General features: G+C 54.7%; 1 tRNA gene and 2 rRNA genes (1 of these 3 cut by a window edge). All 3 read right to left on the bottom strand.

From position 1 onward, the window contains the following. Window positions 1-77, bottom strand: a tRNA-Met gene (locus tag SSA01S_RS18520). Window positions 78-195: 118 nt separating this feature from the next. Beyond that, window positions 196-310 (bottom strand): 5S ribosomal RNA (rrf, locus tag SSA01S_RS18515). 137 nt (window positions 311-447) lie between these two features. After that, window positions 448-3,197, bottom strand: a 23S ribosomal RNA gene (locus SSA01S_RS18510) (it continues 41 nt past the right edge of the window).

Genomic DNA, 3,197 nt, shown 5'->3' with positions numbered 1-3,197 from the left:
TGGTTGCGGGGGCAGGATTTGAACCTGCGGCCTTCAGGTTATGAGCCTGACGAGCTACCGGGCTGCTCCACCCCGCGACGTTAGCTGAGCCGCACGGCGGCACGCTTCACGCGTGGTGTCGTGGGGCTTAGCGCCCCGGGCTGATGCGCCCGAGGAAACATGTGAATGGGTTTTTGTGTATTCGCGGGCTATAATGCCTGGCGACGCCCTACTCTTCCACTGCTTGAGCAGTAGTACCATTGGCGCAGTCGGGTTTCACGGCCGAGTTCGGGATGGGATCGGGTGGGACACCGACGCTATGGCCACCAGGCAATAGAGTCCGCGAATACTGACCCTCGAGGGTTGGCTCGAGGGTGTGTGGGTATAAAATCGATGCTTGCACTGGCTTTTGTTGATGACCAGACCCTCTCGTCATCAGCCCAGGGCTGATGGTGGGGGTGTGGAGCTCTCAAGCGCGAATAGGACAATTAGTATCGGTTAGCTCCATGCGTTACCGCACTTCCACATCCGATCTATCAAGGTCGTGGTCTTCGACCGTCCTGAGAAATCTTATCTTGAGGGAGGCTTCCCGCTTAGATGCTTTCAGCGGTTATCCCGTCCGTACATAGCTACCCTGCTGCGCCGTTGGCACGACGACAGGTACACCAGAGGTACGTTCAACCCGGTCCTCTCGTACTAGGGTCAACTCCTCTCAAATTTCGACGCCCACGGCAGATAGGGACCAAACTGTCTCGCGACGTTCTGAACCCAGCTCACGTACCACTTTAATTGGCGAACAGCCAAACCCTTGGGACCTGCTCCAGCCCCAGGATGTGATGAGCCGACATCGAGGTGCCAAACAACCCCGTCGATATGAGCTCTTGGGGGTTATCAGCCTGTTATCCCCGGCGTACCTTTTATCCGTTGAGCGATGGCCCTTCCACGAGGGACCACCGGATCACTATGACCGACTTTCGTCTCTGCTCGACTTGTCAGTCTCGCAGTCAGGCTGGCTTATGCCATTGCACTCTAACAGCCGGTTTCCAACCGGCCTGAGCCAACCTTCGCGCGCCTCCGTTACTCTTTAGGAGGCGACCGCCCCAGTCAAACTACCCGCCACAGAGGGTCCCTGTACCGGTTTCACGGTACGAGGTTAGACATTAGATAACAACAGGGTGGTATTTCACCTATGGCTCCACACCGGCTGGCGCCAATGCTTCAAAGCCTCCCACCTATGCTACACAGTTCTTATCCAATGCCACTCTGAAGCTGCAGTAAAGGTGCACGGGGTCTTTCCGTCTAACCGCGGGTACTCCGCATCTTCACGGAGAATTCAATTTCGCTGAGCATGTCCTGGAGACAGTGGGGAAGTCGTTACGCCATTCGTGCAGGTCGGAACTTACCCGACAAGGAATTTCGCTACCTTAGGACCGTTATAGTTACGGCCGCCGTTTACCTGGGCTTCATTTCAGAGCTTGCACTCCTCCACTTAACCTTCAGGCACCGGGCAGGCGTCAGGCCCTATACGTCGTCTTGAAGCCGACTTAGCAGAGCCCTGTGTTTTTGCTAAACAGTCGCTACCCCCTGGCCTGTGCCCCCCATGAGAGCTTGCGCTTACATGGGGCCTCCTTCTTCCGAAGGTACGGAGGCAATTTGCCGAGTTCCTTCAGGACACTTCTCTCAAGCGCCTTGGTATACTCTACCTGACCACCTGTGTCGGTTTCGGGTACGGTCTATACGGTGGGGCTATTTCCCGGGACAGTTTCGAAGCCTGACCAATCCGATAAGGTCAGACAACACACACCATCCGTCACACACCACCAGGCCCACGAATATTAACGTGGTTCCCATCGACTACCCCCTTCGGGCTCGTCTTAGGGGCCGGCTCACCCTGCGCGGATTAGCCTTGCGCAGGAACCCTTGGTCTTTCGGCGAGAGGGCATCTCACCCTCTTTATCGCTACTCATGTCTGCATTCGCACTTCCGATACCTCCACGACCCATTACCAGATCGCTTCACAGGCTTACGGAACGCTCCGCTACCGCGTGTACAAAGTACACACCCTAAGCTTCGGTGCGTGTCTTGAGCCCCGTTACATCTTCGCCGCAGAAACCCTTGTTTAGACCAGTGAGCTGTTACGCTTTCTTTAAAGGATGGCTGCTTCTAAGCCAACCTCCTGGTTGTTTTGGGATTTCCACATGCTTTCCCACTTAGACACGACTTGGGGACCTTAGCTGTAGGTCAGGGCTGTTTCCCTTTTGACGACGGACCTTAGCACCCGCCGTCTGTCTCCCGAGTATCACTCATAGGTATTCGGAGTTTGGTTAGTATTGGTAGATCTCGCGACCCCCGCAACCATCCAGTGCTCTACCCCCTATGGTGTCCGCTCGAGGCACTACCTCAATAGTTTTCGCGGAGAACCAGCTATTTCCCGGCTTGATTGGCCTTTCACCCCTAAGCACAACTCATCCGGTAACTTTTCAACGTTAATCGGTTCGGACCTCCAGTGCGTGTTACCGCACCTTCATCCTGGTCATGCATAGATCGCCGGGTTTCGGGTCTAATACTTCAAACTAAGTCGCCCTATTCAGACTCGCTTTCGCTGCGCCTACACCTATCGGCTTAAGCTTGCTTGAAACATTAAGTCACAGACCCATTATGCAAGAGGTACGCAGTCACCCCATAAAGAGGCTCCTACTGCTTGTAGGCAATCCGTTTCAGGTACTGTTTCACTCCCCTCATCGGGGTGCTTTTCACCTTTCCCTCACGGTACTAGTTCGCTATCGGTCATGTACGAGTATTTAGGCTTGGAGGGTGGTCCCCCCATGTTCAGACAGGATTACACGTGTCCCGCCCTACTCGAGTCCTGATATATCACTTTCGCATACGGGGCTGTCACCCGCTATGGCCACACTTTCCAGAGTGTTCTGCTAGTTGAATATCAGGCACTGGCCTGGTCCGCGTTCGCTCGCCACTACTAACGGAATCTCGGTTGATGTCTTTTCCTCCAGCTACTGAGATGTTTCAGTTCACCGGGTTCGCTTCTCGAAACCTATGTATTCAGTTAAGAGATACCTGAACCGCCTAACCCTGAACGCCATCGCTGACGTGCAAGATTAAACGGATAGGTGGGTTTCCCCATTCGGAAATCGTCGGGTCAAAGGTTGCTCACACCTCACCGACGCTTATCGCAGCGTGCCACGTCCTTCATCGCCTGT

This window comes from Sphingomonas sanguinis NBRC 13937, from assembly GCF_001591005.1.
GTDB classification, from domain to species: domain Bacteria; phylum Pseudomonadota; class Alphaproteobacteria; order Sphingomonadales; family Sphingomonadaceae; genus Sphingomonas; species Sphingomonas sanguinis.
The sequence above is the reverse complement of the archived record's forward strand: the minus strand, read 5'-3'. Positions and strand labels throughout refer to the sequence as shown.